The organism is Corynebacterium sp. MSK012 (assembly GCF_030232435.1).
GTDB lineage: Bacteria > Actinomycetota > Actinomycetes > Mycobacteriales > Mycobacteriaceae > Corynebacterium > Corynebacterium jeikeium_D.
Genome location: NZ_JASPJU010000002.1, coordinates 1 through 14,838, shown reverse-complemented (window position 1 = coordinate 14,838; position 14,838 = coordinate 1). Strand labels below are relative to the sequence as shown.

The window sequence follows — 14,838 nt, the reverse complement described above, 5'->3', positions numbered from 1 at the left end:
AACTACTGCGCGAATTGAGCTAGGCGAGGGGTCGTAAATGTGTCGTACGGCTTATTGTCAGACAGTTGTGACGTAGGGCATAAAACGGTGTTGTAGTCGGCTTTAGTGTCGCGTGAAGTGTGCCTAAAATGGGGGCGCTTTCGGGCATCTGAATGAAAGGCACTAACCGCTTCGTTGATAGGGTTGGGGGTGTGCTTTGGTGTTCGAGGCACTACCCCCGATAGTCGCGTTGGGGGATATAGAAAGGTGAATTCATGTCAGATCGTATTGCCCATGCTGGTCTCAAATCCAAGGTGATGACCGCGCAGGAGGCGGCGCAGTTCATTAACCACGGAGACATGGTGGGCTTTGCCGGATTTACCGGTGCTGGCTACCCGAAGGTTGTCCCGCCGGCTCTCGCTGAGCGCATGGAGGCCGCTCACGAGCGTGGCGACGAGTTCAAGATTAAGGTCTTGACCGGCGCGTCTACCGCTCCGGAACTTGATGGTGCGCTGGCGAAGGCCAATGGTGTTGAGTGGCGTATGCCGTACCAGTCCGACCCGGGAATGCGTAACCGTATTAATGCAGGCGATGCCTTCTATAGTGATATTCACCTGTCGCACTCTGGCCCGATGACTGAGCAGGGCTTCTTTGGCCCGGTCAATGTTGCTGTGGTCGAAGCTGTTCGCATTAAGGCCGATGGATCCCTGATTCTTTCCTCTTCGGTTGGTAACAGCATTTCTTACTTGAATGCTGCAGAGAAGATCATTATTGAGGTCAACTCCTGGCAGTCCGGGGATCTCGAGGGTATGCACGACATCTACAGTGTTGGGCTGCCTCCGAACCGTAAGGAGATTCCGATTGTGAACCCGGGGGACCGCATCGGCACTCCGGATGTTCAGATCGATGTCGATAAGGTTGTCGCTGTCGTCGAGACGAACGCCGAGGACCGTAACTCGCCGTTCAAGCCGCTGGACGATGACTCTAAGGCCATTGCCGGCTACCTGCTCGACTTCCTCGATGGGGAGGTCAAGGCCGGTCGTCTGCCGGAGAACCTGCTGCCGATGCAGTCGGGTGTCGGTAACATTCCGAACGCTGTGCTCGCAGGCCTGCTCGACTCCAAGTATGAGAACCTGACCTCCTTCACTGAGGTTATCCAGGACGGCATGGTCGACCTGATGGATGCTGGCAAGCTGACCGTGGCTTCCGGTACCGCATTCTCGCTGTCCCCGGAGTACGCAGCTCGTATGAATGAGAATGCTGCTGACTACCGCGAGAAGATTGTTCTGCGTCCGCAGGACATCTCCAACAACCCGGGTCTGGTCCGCCGCATGGGGCTGATTACCACCAACGGCATGATTGAGGCTGACATCTACGGCAACGTCAACTCCACTCACGTGGCTGGCTCCCGCATGATGAACGGCATTGGCGGTTCCGGTGACTTCACCCGAAACGCCTACATCTCTACGTTTGTGTCCCCGTCGCTGGCTAAGAATGGCGACATTTCCGCAATCGTGCCGATGGTCTCTCACGTTGACCACACTGAGCATGACGTGATGGTCATCATCACTGAGCAGGGTCTGGCTGACCTCCGTGGGCTGGCGCCGCGTCAGCGTTCCCGTGTTGTCATTGAGAAGTGTGCGCACCCGATGTACAAGGAGGCGCTGCTCGAATACGTTGAGCGTGCTGAGAGGGTCACCCCGTACCTGCATACTCCGCATGACCTGGGTACTTCTTATGACTTCCACCGTCGTTTCCTCGAAAACGGTTCCATGAAGCCGGTCGACTAGGTTTCTAGTGCGGTTCCCGCTTTACGACGAAGTTTGCGTCGTAGGGCGGGATTTTCTTTCGGCTTTAGTTCGAAATAGTGTTCGAGTAATGTGGAGATTTTTGGGGTGCGCAGCGGTTTGAATCCGGGGTGGGGGATATGGTGTGGGCGAATTGATAAAGAACTGTTCGTTAGGGGACCTCGTTAGGGAGGGGACAGTGCAATGTCAGAGTTGGAATCGTGTGGGGAATTTCGGTTCAGCCATGAGGTGAGGGCTCATTCGCTCGCTGAAGTGATGCGCGAGATTAATCGTCTGGAGATGGTTATCGCTCAGCGGGTCGCACCACCAGATGATGGCGATGTCGAAGCTCATTTGGCTTATTGGTCGGTGGTGCTTGGAATCTCACGCGCCGAAGTGAACAAATATATGGAAATTGGCTACATGCTTGGACGTATGCCGCAACTAGCGGAAATGTGTCAGGAGCGCGGGCATTTGTCGATGAGGCATTTAGCAATGCTTGGTAAACATACCCGACCTGTAGCCGATGACAAGGTTGACGCAGTGGAGTCGGGTCTCGTGGACGTCGTTAAGCCTAGGCGCGACGGGGAGGCACTCCGTGGCGTGCGTGCGATGGCAACGCGGGTGCAGCGAGTGATTGGTGAGTGTGCTCCGGAAGTGCGGCCACGTGATGTGGATGTCGCTGGGTTGCAGGCTGATAGGGTCCTGGCCCGGAATGTGGAGGCGACCGTAGATGCTGCAATTGATGCGGCGGCATACCAGGTCGAGGCGGATGGAGGGTCGGCGGATAATCCCGTGGAGTCGGAGGAGGTACGGGAGGTTCAAGCTGCGGCTCTCGACTACTTCGGCGATCGTATGACGGCTAAGGAGTTTATCGCAGTTGATGAACATGGTGACGCTGGAGTTACGACACTGACTACTGTACTCGAGCGGCATCATGCAGTGGAAGCCCTTGCAATTATCGACGCAGTGGCTAAGAAGATGAAAGTGAGTCGCGCGGCAGCTTTCATGCATGCGTTACGCGGTACTTGTGAGGTGGAGGTGAATCTGGAACTCTTCCGAGTGCTCTCTCCCGGGGAGGATGGCGAACCGGAAAACACTCCAGTGTGGCTCGCTGGCGCAGGTTGGCTTTCTTCGCTGGTGGCCGAGTCTTGGCTGAAGCGGGTATCGACATTGCGGGTGCTGGGGGATAGTGCGGTTGAGGGGTATCGGCCCTCCGAGTCTCAGCGTGCATTCGTGCGTGCCCGTGACGGTGTGTGTAGTTTTCCTGGATGCGATGTCCCCGCGGAAAAGTGCGATATCGACCATATTGTGGAATTTGATCACAGCCTTTCCGGTGGTGAGCGGCAAAAGGAAGGGGTCACGCACACAGATAATCTCCATTGTCTCTGTCGAAGGCACCACAACCTCAAAACTGCCGGTATGTGGCGAGTTGTTCGAGGTGATGATGGGATCGAAGCTTGGACGTTCCTCTCTTGTGATGAAGGGCCGTTTGCGCAGTCGGAGAAAGAGCACACTGGGCATGGTCGTTACACCTTTGCCTCGCAGACTGAAAAGAAGACCGCTGCGCTGGCTGAGCACAATGAGAAACGTCGCAAATTGCATGACAGTCTCCGCGGCCTAGTGGATAAGGTGCGGCGGGATTTGGAAAAGGAGAGAGCAGTAGGCGGGGTGGATTGTGAAAACGATGGAGATGTTAAAAATCGCGCAGACAGTGACGGGGAGTGAGCGCTAGGTTCTGCTACACTCATTTGTGTCCATATAGTGAGAAGGGTATCTCAAAAATGACTGAGGTAGGAAAGCTGAAGATCGCCGTCATCCCGGGTGATGGCATCGGCACGGAAGTTACGGCAGAGGCGCTGAAGGTGCTCAAGGCTGCTATCGGCGAGTTCGACACTACCGAGTACGACCTCGGCTCGCGTCGCTACTTGCGCAATGGCGAACTGCTTACCGACGCTGACCTTGACTCCCTGCGTGAGCACGACGCAATCCTGCTCGGTGCCATCGGTGACCCGGCGAACGTACCTCCGGGTGTTCTCGAGCGCGGCCTGCTGCTGAAAATGCGCTTCGCGCTGGATCACCATGTCAACCTGCGTCCTTCCAAGCTCTTCCCGGGTGTCGAGTCACCGCTGAAGAACCCGGGCGAAATTGATTTCGTGGTCGTCCGCGAGGGAACCGAAGGTGCCTACACAGGTAACGGCGGTGCAATTCGCGTTGGCACGCCACACGAGGTTGCCAACGAGACCTCCGTCAATACCCGCTTCGGTGCTGAGCGCGTCGTCCGCTATGCCTTCGAGCTGGCTATGACCCGTCGTAAGAAGCTGACCCTTGTCCACAAGACCAATGTGTTGGTGCACGGTGGCGGTATGTGGCAGCGCACGGTCGATGAGGTCGCTAAGGAATACCCAGAGGTAGATGTCGATTACTCGCATATCGACGCTGCGACGATCTACCTCGTCACTAATCCTTCGCGTTTCGACGTCATCGTCACCGACAACCTCTTTGGCGACATCATTACTGATGAGGCTGGTGCAGTGTCGGGCGGTATCGGCCTGGCGGCGTCCGGCAACATTGACGCCTCCAATGCCAACCCGTCCATGTTCGAGCCCGTTCACGGCTCCGCGCCAGACATTGCTGGCAAGGGGATCGCGGACCCGACGGCAGCCATTCTGTCGGGTGCCATGATGCTGCGCCACCTGGGTCGTGAGGAAGACGCCCAGCGCATCGAGGCTGCTGTGGAAGCTGACATGGCTACTCGCGGTAGTGGCCCGATTAAGACCACTGAAGTTGGCGACCGCATTGCTGCTGCTTTGAAGTAGCGCAGTAAAAAATAGGGAGGGAGAGGGCTAGGCAATCACAGTTTTGCCATCGACGGTAGTGATGTGAGTCTTACCGTCGGCGGTGTGCTCGATGAAGTCCGACGCATGTCCGACCTGGCGAAGTACATCGATGATGGTGTCAAGGGGGTATGGGGATGAGCTTCCTGCGCCGTTATCGGAATCATCCCCTCCCAGTCCTGCCACTAGCGCATCCCTCGTAATCTCCGCATGTCCCAGGTGCTGAGCCGCCTCGTGGAAGACATGCACGATCACGCCTTCGATGCTGCCGCACCACCAACGGTCCTTATCGGTAGGAATAACAGCAGGAGCACCAGCGCGGTCCGCGCCTTGCAACTCCACCAGCGCGGATTCAATGGCCGCGCGGTCACGGTGGTAAATCTCCAGCCCTTCCGAAACACTGCAATGAGCAGAAAACTCCCCATCGCGATCACGGACATAATCACGCCCAAGGCAGACGCGCTCGAGCCAGAACCTCGCGGATCCGGTCACATGTCGTAACAGCACGGCCAGGGAGTTAATGGCTGGGATGGGGAGGGTTGCGTTGAAGGTGTCGTCGTCAAGCGTGGCGACGAGTGCCGCGAGCTTGTCCATCCTGCCGAGGATGTGGGCGTCGAGCGGCCATTCGGGATTTATTGAAGCGCTGTGTGTGGAATTGGTCATAAGGTCGAGTATTCCCGCAAATCAGTCCTATTGGGAGCAAAAATAGGGGATAATTGACCCCATGACCGTCGAGCTTGCGGAAATCGCAGACTTCCTCAGCCATACTCGCCCCTTTTCGGACCTCAACGATGAAGAGCGCGCGACTATCCCACCGCTTTTGGCCATGCGCTATGCCCGTCGTGGAACGGAGATTATCCGGGCGGGTGCGGATAACAACAGCTGTTTCATTATTCGCTCCGGCATGGTGGATCTCTTTGACCCAGCTGGCACGCTGTTGGACAGGCGAGATGTGGGAGATCATTTCGGCTATTCGACACTGCTGAGCAGTGACCCCTCGCTGTACACGATGACGGCAGTGGAGGACTGCGTATTCCTGGTGATCTCCAAGGAGGTCTTTGACCAGCTCAATGACCAGTTCGTAGAGGTCCGGCGCTATTACGGCGGTGAAAACGCGCGCATTCGCGCAGTGGCATCGAAGCTGCGGAGTACTGCGGCATCGGAGTCGTTGCGCACACGGGTTGCGGACCTGATGGAAACATCGCTGGTGACCTGCAGTGCTGATGCGACAGTACAAGAGGCGGCGCAGATTATGACGGAGCGGAATGTCTCCAGTCTGCTCGTGATGGAGTCTGCAGGCGCCAACCAGAGCTCGCTCGTCGGCATCATCACTGACCGTGACCTCCGTCGTCGAGTGCTGGCAGAAGCCAAGCCGGCGGAGAGTCTCGTAAGCGAAGTGATGACCGGGAACCCGGAAACTATCAGTCCCGACCTGCTGGTCTTCGAGGCCATGCTGCTGATGGCCGAGCGCGGTTACCATCATCTGCCGGTGCACGATGGGACGCGGGTGGTCGGCATGATTGTCATTGGCGACCTCCTGCGCAGTCTGCACACCGATCCCGTGTACGCGACGGCGACGCTGGCGCGAAAGAGCGATATCTCCGAGATTGCGGAGATTGCTCAGAACGCACGGCGGATTGTGGGCCGGTTTATTGACCGAGGTGATTCGGGGGAGGAGGTCGCCAAGCTGCTGACCGCCGTGGCCGATGCTGTCACCCGACGCCTGGTGGCGCTTGCGGAGGAAAAGCTTGGGCCGCCACCGGTTAGCTATGCCTTTGCAGTACTGGGCTCGCATGGGCGCGGAGAGATGGGGCTCGCGTCCGATCAAGACAATGCGCTGGTCCTCGCCGACGATTACGACGCCGACGCTCATGCTGACTATTTCGCCGCGCTTAGCGACGAGATTTGCACCAACCTCGACCGAGTCGGTTATCCGCTCTGTCCAGGGGACATGATGGCCAGCAATCCTGCGTGGCGGATGACCAAGTCGCAGTGGCTGCGCACTTTCCACGGGTGGATTACGGCACCGGAGGCAGAGGCCCTGTTACATGCACAGACCTTCTTCGACATGCGTGGGGTAGCGGGCGACGTGCAACTGGTAGAGAGCCTTCGTGCGGCCTACCTGCCGCTGGCTCAGGGGTCGCAGCGCCTGCATGCGCACTTGGCCAAGCTCGCGGCCTGGCGGGAGCCGCCGCTCGGCTTCTTCCGGGGCCTAGTGCTGGAAAAGGGCGGCGATCACGCAGAGACCCTGGACATCAAAAAGGGGGGAACTGCTGCTGTGGTGCAGATGGCGCGTCTATTTACTGTGGCGGCCGGCCTGCCACAGCTGTCGACGCGTGAACGCTTGGCGGCGAGTGCGGGTGCCGGAAGCGTGAGCCGTCAGGGTGCGCAGGATCTGGCGGATGCGTTCGAGTTCCTGTGCACGGTGCAGCTTCATCACCAGCAGGCCCAGTTCAACGCTGGCGAGCAGCCGAATAACCACATCTACCCGAAGCGTCTCTCCAGCCTGGAACGCGAGCACCTGCGCGATGCGTTTGGTGTTATCCGCAAGTTGCAGCAGAGCCTCGGGGCGAAGTATCCCATCCGGGCGATGTCGTGAGCGCGCAATGTTGAAGTTTTTCAAACCCCGCAAGAAACTCTTGGACGCACCTATCCGCGACAATGCTTGGCTCGCGGTCGATGTGGAAACCACCGGTCTGGATCCCTCCAAAGATCAGTTGCTTTCCATCGGTTGGGTTGCCGTCGAAGGCCGCGACATCGTGCTGGAAGAGTCGGGTCACCTTCTCATTCGCCCAGAGCGCGAGGAGGTGAGCGTCGGCGAGTCGGCGACGGTGCATGGGCTTACCGACGACATGGTCGCAACCGGGGTAGAGGCAGAGGTGGCCGTCGGCAAGCTGTTAGAAGCTCTACGGGGACGGAAGCTGCTGGCGCACTACGCGCGGATGGAAGTTGGTTTCCTAGATCCGTTGTGCCGGAAGTACTTCGATGCGCGTTTTGATGTGCCGGTGGCGGACACTATGACACGTGAGTACGACGCAATTCTGCGAGCCAACCGCGAGCCGGTCCGTGATGAGCTGCGGTTGTGGTCACTGTGCGACAAGTACGGCATTCCCCGTTTTAAGGCCCATCACGCGTTCAACGATGCGCTGGCCTGTGCGCTGGTGTGGCTTGCGCAGGAATCCCGCGGAGTTTAGAGCGCAGAGTATAGAGAGTGGGGGTCGTTGCATAATTATCGCAATGTGACGTGTACCCTATTTTTATGCGTATTGCTCGAATCGCCCACCCAGAGGGCATGTGCTTCGCGCTCGTCGAGGGCGAAGGCAGTGAAGTTACTTTGCACGAGATCGAAGGGCACCCTTTCGGTCAGCTGAATAAGACTGGTCGTTCCTGGCCGCTTGCCGACGTACGTCTGCTTGCCCCGATGCTGCCGTCGAAGGTCATCGCTATTGGTCGTAACTACGCTGACCACGTCGCCGAGGTGTTCAAGAAGTCGGCAGAATCGCTGCCGCCGACGATGTTCATTAAGCCGCCGACGGCCGTTATTGGTCCGGAAGCGCCGATTCGCATTCCGGATTTCGCCACTAACGTCGAGTTTGAGGGCGAGCTGGCACTGGTTATTGGTAAGCCGTGCAAGAACGTCAAGAAGGAAAACGCTCACGATGTGATCTTCGGATACACCATCGTCAATGATGTTTCTTCCCGTGACCTGCAGTTCGCCGACGGTCAGTGGGCGCGCGCAAAGGGCATCGATACCTTCTGCCCGCTGGGCCCGTGGATCCAGACGGAGCTGGACTACAACGAGCTTCCAATCAAGGCGCACCTGACTCACGAGGGTGTTACCGAGACCAAGCAGGATTCCAACTCCAACCAGATGATTATGTCCATCCCGGAGATTATCGAGTTCATCACTGCCTCGATTACGCTGCTGCCGGGTGATGTCATCTGCACCGGCTCCCCGGCCGGTACCGCTGCGATGTTCCCGGGTGACCGCATCGAGATTGAGATCCCGGGTATCGGCAAGCTGGCCAACCCTGTGGAGCGGGCTTAAGCTGCCAGGGCTTAAGCTGCTAGGGCCTATGCGCCCTGGCTTAAGCGCCCTTAACTCCAAAAGCGCGGAGTACAGTGCCCATCTTGGCGCTGGTCTCCGTGACTTCTTCTTCTGGGTCGGAGTGCGACACAATGCCGCCTCCGGCCCATAGTCGTGCCACGAACCCCTCAGTGTCGATTTCGGCACAGCGAATGGAGACCACGAACTCGCCGTCACCATTCTCATCGCACCAGCCGACAGCGCCCGAGTAGAAGCCGCGGTCAGTCTCTACGGCCTGAATGACGCCGAAGGCGGATTCCGTCGGCGTGCCACAAATGGCTGGTGTCGGGTGCACCACCAGCGCCAAATCCAGCGCGGACAGCGACGGATCCTTCAACCGACCGCGGATATGCGTGGCCAAGTGCCACATTTCGGCGGTGCTCATCAGCTCGGGGCTGTCCGGAACATCCAGCGAACTGCACAGCGGCGCCAGGTTGTCGGCGATGTCATCGACAACGAAGGCGTGTTCATCCAGGTTCTTGCGCGAGTCCGCTAAACGACGAGCCGACGCCCGGTCCACCTCTTCATTCCGGGATCTCGGCAGCGACCCGGCCAAGGGAAATGCCTCAACGATGTCGCCTGTACGGCGGACCAGCATCTCCGGGGAAGAACCGATGAGCAACTTGCCCTCATAATCGGAACCGGCGGGAGAGAGATCCACGACAAAGCCATCGCGGTTGGGGGATCCGTCGATAAGCCGCGATGCGAGTAGGAGTGGGTCAATCGGGGGATCGATTTCGAGTTCCACAGCGCGCGCGAGCACGACCTTTTCCAGCGCCGAGTACTCGATGGTGCGGATGGCTGCGGCGATGCGCTCAGCGTGCTCGTCGAGCGGGGGATCGTAAGCGACGATGCTGGCGTGAGGCTTCGGTGCGTTCCAGCGGTAGTGCGCGGGTGGCTCCAGCGGCTGCGAGGAGCGGATGACTTCCCGGGGAACGGTCAGGGCGGCGGGCTTGTCCAAGTCGAAGGGCAGGGCGCCGACCACCATCTTGTGAATGCCCGAGTGCAGTCCCTCGGCCGCGAGCCAGGGGTCGGAAATCTGCTCTTCAATACCTTGTGTGCGGATGGAGCCGTGCGCACGGGAGAGCAAAAAATCAGGAGCGGTGGTTGGGCGGGACGTGTCCCAGCGCGTCGAACGCTTCGGAGTCGCTGCAGGCTCGTTCGACGGGTGAGACTTTTCCTGCTGCTCTTCCTCGTTTCCGCCGCCCAGAGAGGGGTGGTTTTCCATGGACATAGCCCTAACCCGCCTCCTCAATCTAAACCCAGTTGTGCTCCAGTTTAAGGGGCAGGCTAACCCCTGCCCAAAAAGGGCATACCCGCAGCGGTAATCGTAAGCTGATCGATGACGGCACCTGCCGGCAGATTCGCGGCGTAGAGGAAAGTTTCCGCAGCCTGCTTGGCATCGAACATCGGCTCGCTGCCTGTGAACGTCCCCAACAGGTCAGTCTGCGCATTGCCAATATCAATGCGCGTTGCCGTAATGCCGTATTCGCGTCCGTCGAGGGCAAGCACGTGGGTCATTCCGGCAAGCGCGCTTTTCGACGTCGCGTACGCCGCCGTGTGTGCTCTCGGCACCTGCGCTGCGATAGAACAATTGACCAGGATTCGGCCGCCCGCTTGCTCTGTCTTCCCCTCGCACCCCGCCTTCATCCGCGAAAAAGCCTCGCGTGCACACAGGTACGAGCCGACCACATTCGTATCGATGACCGCCCGGAAGTCTTCAATGCCGGTCTCTCCGAACTCCGCGGGCGTGCCGGGCAGCCCCGCATTGAGCACTGCAACATCGATGGTTCCCGTAGCCACCTGCGCGTTCTCAAACATCGCACGGACCTGTTCGGGGTCGGTGATGTCACACCTGGAGTAGGTGATGTTGTCCGCTTCGGCGGCAACAGTCTCGAGCGCGTCGATACGCCTGCCGCAGATATGCACGTGCCAGCCATCGGCGGCGAAAGCCAGAGCAATTTCGCGACCAATGCCCGCGCCGCCACCAGTTACTACTACCGTTTTGGTCATGAGCACCATTATTAACTGTTCTACGGTCTACGCACACATGTCCCCGCACGACGCCGTCAACGCCGCGCGTGACGACGGCTACGCGGCCGTGGAATTCTGGTGGCCATTTGACCTCGCAGTGCCCGCACCCGATGAGGTTTCCGCTTTTTGTGACCTCTTTGACGACAGCCTCGGTCTTTATGCCATGAATCTGTGGGGAGGGGACATGGCAGCGGGGCAGCGAGGAGTGCTCGATACGGATGGGCTGCCCGCGGGGCATCTGGAGGCAGTGAGCCAGATTGCGCGGGCCACTGGACTGAAATGCTCGAACGTGCTGCTGGGGCGCTCGGGGGAGCTAACGAACTTGCAGGTGCAAAGACTGACTGAGATTACTGCCCAGCTGGAGCTCAGCGGGGTTCGCGCATTGATTGAGCCACTGTCCGGGATGAGCGATTATCCCATTACAGATCCCTGGCAAGCCGACGAGCTAGCGCAACAGACTGGTGCTGGTGTGCTCGCGGACTTTTACCATTTTGCAGCTAATGGCGTCGACGTGGATGCTTGGCTCGCTGATGTGGAGACCGGAAGAGTGAGCCTGCCGGTGCACGTCCAGATTGCCGATTTCCCAGGCCGCGGCGCGCCGGGCACCGGTGAGGCGCCACTGCGCAGCTGGGTTGAGCGGCTGCGCGCCGCAGGATATGCAGGCGAAGTGGCTGGGGAGTGGACTCTGTAACCCTATGCAAACCCTATGCATGCCTGCAGGTGGGAGGGCGGGTATCGTGGGAAAGCATGTCAGATGTTCGCGTACGCTTTTGCCCGTCGCCAACCGGTACCCCGCACGTTGGCCTCATCCGCACTGCCCTGTTCAACTGGGCATATGCCCGTCACACTGGTGGCAAGCTGGTCTTCCGCATCGAAGATACCGATGCCGCTCGCGACTCCGAAGAGTCCTATCAGGCAATCATCGAGGCCCTGAATTGGCTCGGTATTGACTGGGACGAGGGCATCGATGTCGGCGGTCCGCACGGCCCGTACCGCCAGTCGCAGCGCAAGGACATCTACGCCGATGTATTGCAGCGCCTCATCGACGCCGGTGAAGCCTACGAGGCCTTTTCCACCGCTGAAGAGGTTGAGGAGCGCCACAAGGCTGCCGGTCGTGACCCGAAGCTGGGCTACGACAACTATGACCGCAACCTCACCGAGGAGCAGAAGGAAGCCTTCCGCGCAGAGGGCCGTAAGCCGGTGATTCGCCTGCGCATGCCGGACGAGGACATTGTCTTCAACGACCTCGTGCGCGGTCGTATCGAGTTCAAGGCCGGCCTGGTTCCGGACTTCGTCATTGCTCGCTCCAACGGTGAACCGCTCTACACCCTGGTTAACCCGGTCGATGACGCCCTGATGGAGATCACTCACGTCCTGCGTGGTGAGGACCTGCTGCCATCGACCCCGCGCCAGATCGCTCTCTACGAGTCGCTGAAGCGCATCGGTGTCGCCAAGTTCACCCCGGAGTTCGGTCACCTGCCGTTCGTTATGGGCGAGGGTAATAAGAAGCTGTCCAAGCGTGACCCGCAGTCCAATCTCTTCATCCACCGCGATAACGGTTTCATCCGCGAGGGTCTGCTGAACTACCTGGCACTGCTGGGGTGGTCTATGGACGGCGACCAGGACATCTTCACGATGGACGAGATGGTCAAGGCCTTCGATATCCACGATGTGCTGTCCAACCCGGCTCGCTTCGATCAGAAGAAGGCCGACGCTATCAACGCGGACCACATCCGCATGCTCGATCCGAAGGACTTCGAGCAGCGTCTGCGCACGTACCTGGAAAGCCACTTTGACTTCCCGGCCGACTACCCTGCGGATAAGTTCGCTTTCCTGGCAACGCTGCTGCAGACCCGTGTGAAGACGCTTTCCGACGCCTGGGACCTCTCGAAGTTCCTGGTTGTGGAAGAGGACGGGTTCACCTTCGATGAGCGCTCGGCACGCCGTAACTTCAAGGAAGACGCCGTCGCTGTCCTGGAGGCCACCATTGCAGCTGTGGAGCCGCTCAGCGAAGAGGACTTCGTCACCGAGAAGCTTGAAGCTGCACTTCAGAAGGCCCTCATCGAGGACCTGGAGCTGAAGCCACGCAAGGCTTTTGGCCCGGTGCGCGTGGCCGTGACTGGCGCTCAGGTATCGCCGCCGCTGTTCGAGTCCATGGAGCTGCTTGGTCGCAGCCGCAGCCTGGGCCGACTGCGCAAGGCGCTCGAGGTCACTCCTGTTACTGCTGCTCAGTAAAGAGCGCGAGCTGGGCTGAGCGAAGCAGGTTCGTGTAAGAGCCCGCTTCCTTGCCCACCTTCTGCGGGTCGCGGTTCAGCATATTCATGGAGGTTTCGCGGTAATCCTTGACCAGCGACCCCATGTGGTTGTTGAAGAACTCGTGCCAGTCGGTTCCCCAGTGGACCGTGCCGTCCTCGTTTTGCTTGAGCGGTGCGGCAAAGGCGTACACGAGCGGGTAGATGAACCCGTCTGGAATCGCGTAGCCGATGGGCTGGCGGTAGAACTTCGAGTACTTCTGTGGAGTCTTGCCAGTCCGCGGATTCTTCTTATTGGCCTTGTCAACAGCATCGATGCCGCCGAATTTACCGCCGCTTTTGTTGTAGAGATCGGGTAGCTCTGCGTTGATGCGCTCGAAAATATCGATGAAGTCACGCGTGAGGTTCAATGCGCTGCGGACCTTCTCGTTGTAGAGAACGACCTCTTCGGTGCGCTCATTGATGCTTTCAGTGCTGGGCTTAGTGACCTCCGGTGAGCTCATGACATCCTCGAAGCGGTCAAGCAGCTTGGCCTTGCCGGAGTAGAGGCTGGTGGGGGTCGGTGCTTCAATCTGCTTCCCGTCGGCATCCTTCGGCAGGTCAATACAAGACAGCGGAATCCACGCCATAGCGATGACATCGCCCACCTTTAGTCGACCAGTATCGTTGGTGCGCCACTGCGCGTTGTCGCTAATTCCCTGAGGCAGAGCATGCTTCAGATCGTCAAAGTAGCCTGCGCGATTGAGCTTTGCTTCCGCCTTGAGCTCCGCATTGTTGTTGCGGGCGGCACAGATATCGAGCAGAGCATCGGAGAAGTCCTGCACAGTGTCCTCGTCCCGAGCACCGGGCACGAGTACCTCTACCGGAACACGGGCATCGAGCTCGGTGAGGCTTTCGTCTGCAAGCAATTCCTCAATTTCTCCCGTACGCGCCGACCAGACCTCCTTCATTTCGGACCACGTCTTGATTTTGCGGCTAGGTGGTGGAGTGAGCTTGCCCAGAACGAACAGTGCGATAGCCAGCGAGTTGTGACCGCCGTCGAGGATGCCTTCGATGCGACGGTTGCTGAAGGTGAAGCGGTAGAGATTGTCTTCACTGGTGAACTGAGTGGAGGCCAGGAGCACACCCTTGGACTTGTAGGCGAAGAGCTCCGGCGTGGTGTCGATGGTTTCCATGATGGCATCGGTGATGCGGCCGGTGCGGGGACACGCGTGGGTTGGCGTCGAGGTTGAGGGCCGAGATGATTTTCGCGAACTGACGGATAGTGACAGTGCCGATGACGCGACCGATGGTGCCGTTCATTTGCTCCGTGATGTCGGAGAACTCCAGCTCGAGCGTGATGGGGGCGGATGTTGCCGTCGTTGTTGGGGAAGTCATGGTGCCTGCCTTTCAGGTCTGGTTTTTTGGTGTGTGTCGGCTGTTTGCCAGCCGCTTCACCACGAAGTGTCTCCTGAAGGGCGGATCAGCTTTGAGCTGCGATCGAATGGGCTTTCGATCTGGGACTGCGTTAGTTATATGCATTGCATTAGTTATGCATTAGCTATGCGCACTGCTGAGGTGGGCTGTGGGGAACTCGCGAATTTAAACGAACCTTTGACAACGAACCTTTGACCAGGTGATTTGCTCTTGTTCACGCCAATTGGCTATATTATTCCTCGTTGCGTTCAGCAGCGATGGCCTATGGTGTAATTGGCAACACAACGGTTTCTGGTACCGTCATTCTAGGTTCGAGTCCTGGTAGGCCAGCAGTGAAGAAGTTCATTGTTGAATGTATTCACTAACTGCAAAGTTCTAAGCCCCGTTCGTCTAGCGGCCTAGGACGCCGCCCTCTCACGGCGGTAACACGGGTTCAAATCCCGTAC

General features: G+C 58.7%; 13 protein-coding genes and 1 tRNA gene. 9 read left to right on the top strand and 5 right to left on the bottom strand.

What is annotated here, in order from left to right:
- Nucleotides 1-254: 254 nt before the first annotated feature.
- The 3 genes from scpC (at nucleotide 255) to QP977_RS01325 (ending at nucleotide 4,585) form a co-directional block, all read left to right on the top strand.
- Nucleotides 255-1,769, top strand: a complete 1,515-nt coding sequence (gene scpC / locus QP977_RS01335; protein WP_284847070.1) for a succinyl-CoA:acetate CoA-transferase ScpC — start codon at nucleotides 255-257, stop codon at nucleotides 1,767-1,769.
- Between the two features lie 201 nt (nucleotides 1,770-1,970).
- Nucleotides 1,971-3,494, top strand: a complete 1,524-nt coding sequence (locus QP977_RS01330; RefSeq protein WP_070652914.1) for an HNH endonuclease signature motif containing protein — start codon at nucleotides 1,971-1,973, stop codon at nucleotides 3,492-3,494.
- Between the two features lie 74 nt (nucleotides 3,495-3,568).
- Nucleotides 3,569-4,585 carry a 3-isopropylmalate dehydrogenase gene (locus QP977_RS01325; protein WP_141753112.1) on the top strand — a complete coding sequence of 339 codons (1,017 nt, stop codon included), beginning with the start codon at nucleotides 3,569-3,571 and terminating at the stop codon, nucleotides 4,583-4,585.
- A 27-nt stretch (nucleotides 4,586-4,612) separates the two neighbouring features.
- Here the strand turns inward: QP977_RS01325 and QP977_RS01320 are convergent, their stop codons facing one another.
- Entirely contained in the window at nucleotides 4,613-5,266 is a 654-nt protein-coding gene (locus QP977_RS01320) for a mycothiol transferase (RefSeq protein WP_070652916.1), read from the bottom strand.
- Nucleotides 5,267-5,327: 61 nt separating this feature from the next.
- Between QP977_RS01320 and QP977_RS01315 the strand changes: the two genes are divergently transcribed.
- The 3 genes from QP977_RS01315 (at nucleotide 5,328) to QP977_RS01305 (ending at nucleotide 8,651) form a co-directional block, all read left to right on the top strand.
- Nucleotides 5,328-7,202 (top strand): DUF294 nucleotidyltransferase-like domain-containing protein, encoded by a 1,875-nt coding sequence (locus tag QP977_RS01315; protein WP_070652917.1) that lies wholly within the window; start codon nucleotides 5,328-5,330, stop codon nucleotides 7,200-7,202.
- A gap of 40 nt (nucleotides 7,203-7,242) precedes the next feature.
- Nucleotides 7,243-7,797: a 3'-5' exonuclease gene (locus QP977_RS01310; protein WP_246821108.1), complete on the top strand. Its 555-nt coding sequence runs from the start codon at nucleotides 7,243-7,245 to the stop codon at nucleotides 7,795-7,797.
- 65 nt (nucleotides 7,798-7,862) lie between these two features.
- Entirely contained in the window at nucleotides 7,863-8,651 is a 789-nt protein-coding gene (locus QP977_RS01305) for a fumarylacetoacetate hydrolase family protein (RefSeq protein ID WP_049172137.1), read from the top strand.
- A gap of 40 nt (nucleotides 8,652-8,691) precedes the next feature.
- Here QP977_RS01305 and QP977_RS01300 read toward each other — a convergent pair whose 3' ends face one another.
- Complete coding sequence (locus QP977_RS01300) at nucleotides 8,692-9,924, bottom strand: isochorismate synthase (protein ID WP_070827380.1); 1,233 nt, start codon at nucleotides 9,922-9,924, stop codon at nucleotides 8,692-8,694.
- Nucleotides 9,925-9,980: 56 nt separating this feature from the next.
- Nucleotides 9,981-10,703, bottom strand: a complete 723-nt coding sequence (locus QP977_RS01295) for an SDR family oxidoreductase (RefSeq protein ID WP_070605133.1) — start codon at nucleotides 10,701-10,703, stop codon at nucleotides 9,981-9,983.
- Here QP977_RS01295 and QP977_RS01290 point away from each other — a divergent pair.
- Nucleotides 10,702-11,415, top strand: coding sequence for a TIM barrel protein (locus QP977_RS01290; RefSeq protein WP_224433168.1), 714 nt, complete (start codon nucleotides 10,702-10,704; stop codon nucleotides 11,413-11,415). The genes QP977_RS01295 and QP977_RS01290 overlap by 2 nt on opposite strands.
- A gap of 56 nt (nucleotides 11,416-11,471) precedes the next feature.
- Nucleotides 11,472-12,959, top strand: coding sequence for a glutamate--tRNA ligase (gene gltX, locus QP977_RS01285; protein ID WP_147765724.1), 1,488 nt, complete (start codon nucleotides 11,472-11,474; stop codon nucleotides 12,957-12,959).
- On the opposite strand, the gene QP977_RS01280 is transcribed toward gltX, so the two are convergent.
- The gene (locus QP977_RS01280; RefSeq protein ID WP_284847068.1) at nucleotides 12,943-14,151 is read right to left on the bottom strand and encodes a hypothetical protein; all 1,209 of its coding nucleotides are present in this window, start codon (nucleotides 14,149-14,151) and stop codon (nucleotides 12,943-12,945) included. The genes gltX and QP977_RS01280 overlap by 17 nt on opposite strands.
- On the bottom strand, nucleotides 14,069-14,353 hold the full coding sequence (locus QP977_RS01275) for a hypothetical protein (protein ID WP_168163230.1): 285 nt from the start codon (nucleotides 14,351-14,353) through the stop codon (nucleotides 14,069-14,071). Before QP977_RS01275 ends, QP977_RS01280 begins: the two co-directional genes overlap by 83 nt.
- Nucleotides 14,354-14,650: 297 nt before the next feature.
- Between QP977_RS01275 and QP977_RS01270 the strand changes: the two genes are divergently transcribed.
- Nucleotides 14,651-14,722: transfer RNA gene (locus tag QP977_RS01270), tRNA-Gln, on the top strand.
- Nucleotides 14,723-14,838 lie beyond the last annotated feature (116 nt).

Coding starts and splice junctions, on each gene's coding strand:
- scpC (WP_284847070.1), top strand. CDS start 255: ATGTCAGATCGTATTGCCCATGCTGGTCTCAAATCCAAGGTGATGACC.
- QP977_RS01330 (WP_070652914.1), top strand. CDS start 1,971: ATGTCAGAGTTGGAATCGTGTGGGGAATTTCGGTTCAGCCATGAGGTG.
- QP977_RS01320 (WP_070652916.1), bottom strand. CDS start 5,266: ATGACCAATTCCACACACAGCGCTTCAATAAATCCCGAATGGCCGCTC.
- QP977_RS01315 (WP_070652917.1), top strand. CDS start 5,328: ATGACCGTCGAGCTTGCGGAAATCGCAGACTTCCTCAGCCATACTCGC.
- QP977_RS01305 (WP_049172137.1), top strand. CDS start 7,863: ATGCGTATTGCTCGAATCGCCCACCCAGAGGGCATGTGCTTCGCGCTC.
- QP977_RS01300 (WP_070827380.1), bottom strand. CDS start 9,924: ATGTCCATGGAAAACCACCCCTCTCTGGGCGGCGGAAACGAGGAAGAG.
- QP977_RS01290 (WP_224433168.1), top strand. CDS start 10,702: ATGAGCACCATTATTAACTGTTCTACGGTCTACGCACACATGTCCCCG.
- QP977_RS01295 (WP_070605133.1), bottom strand. CDS start 10,703: ATGACCAAAACGGTAGTAGTAACTGGTGGCGGCGCGGGCATTGGTCGC.
- gltX (WP_147765724.1), top strand. CDS start 11,472: ATGTCAGATGTTCGCGTACGCTTTTGCCCGTCGCCAACCGGTACCCCG.
- QP977_RS01280 (WP_284847068.1), bottom strand. CDS start 14,151: ATGGAAACCATCGACACCACGCCGGAGCTCTTCGCCTACAAGTCCAAG.
- QP977_RS01275 (WP_168163230.1), bottom strand. CDS start 14,353: ATGACTTCCCCAACAACGACGGCAACATCCGCCCCCATCACGCTCGAG.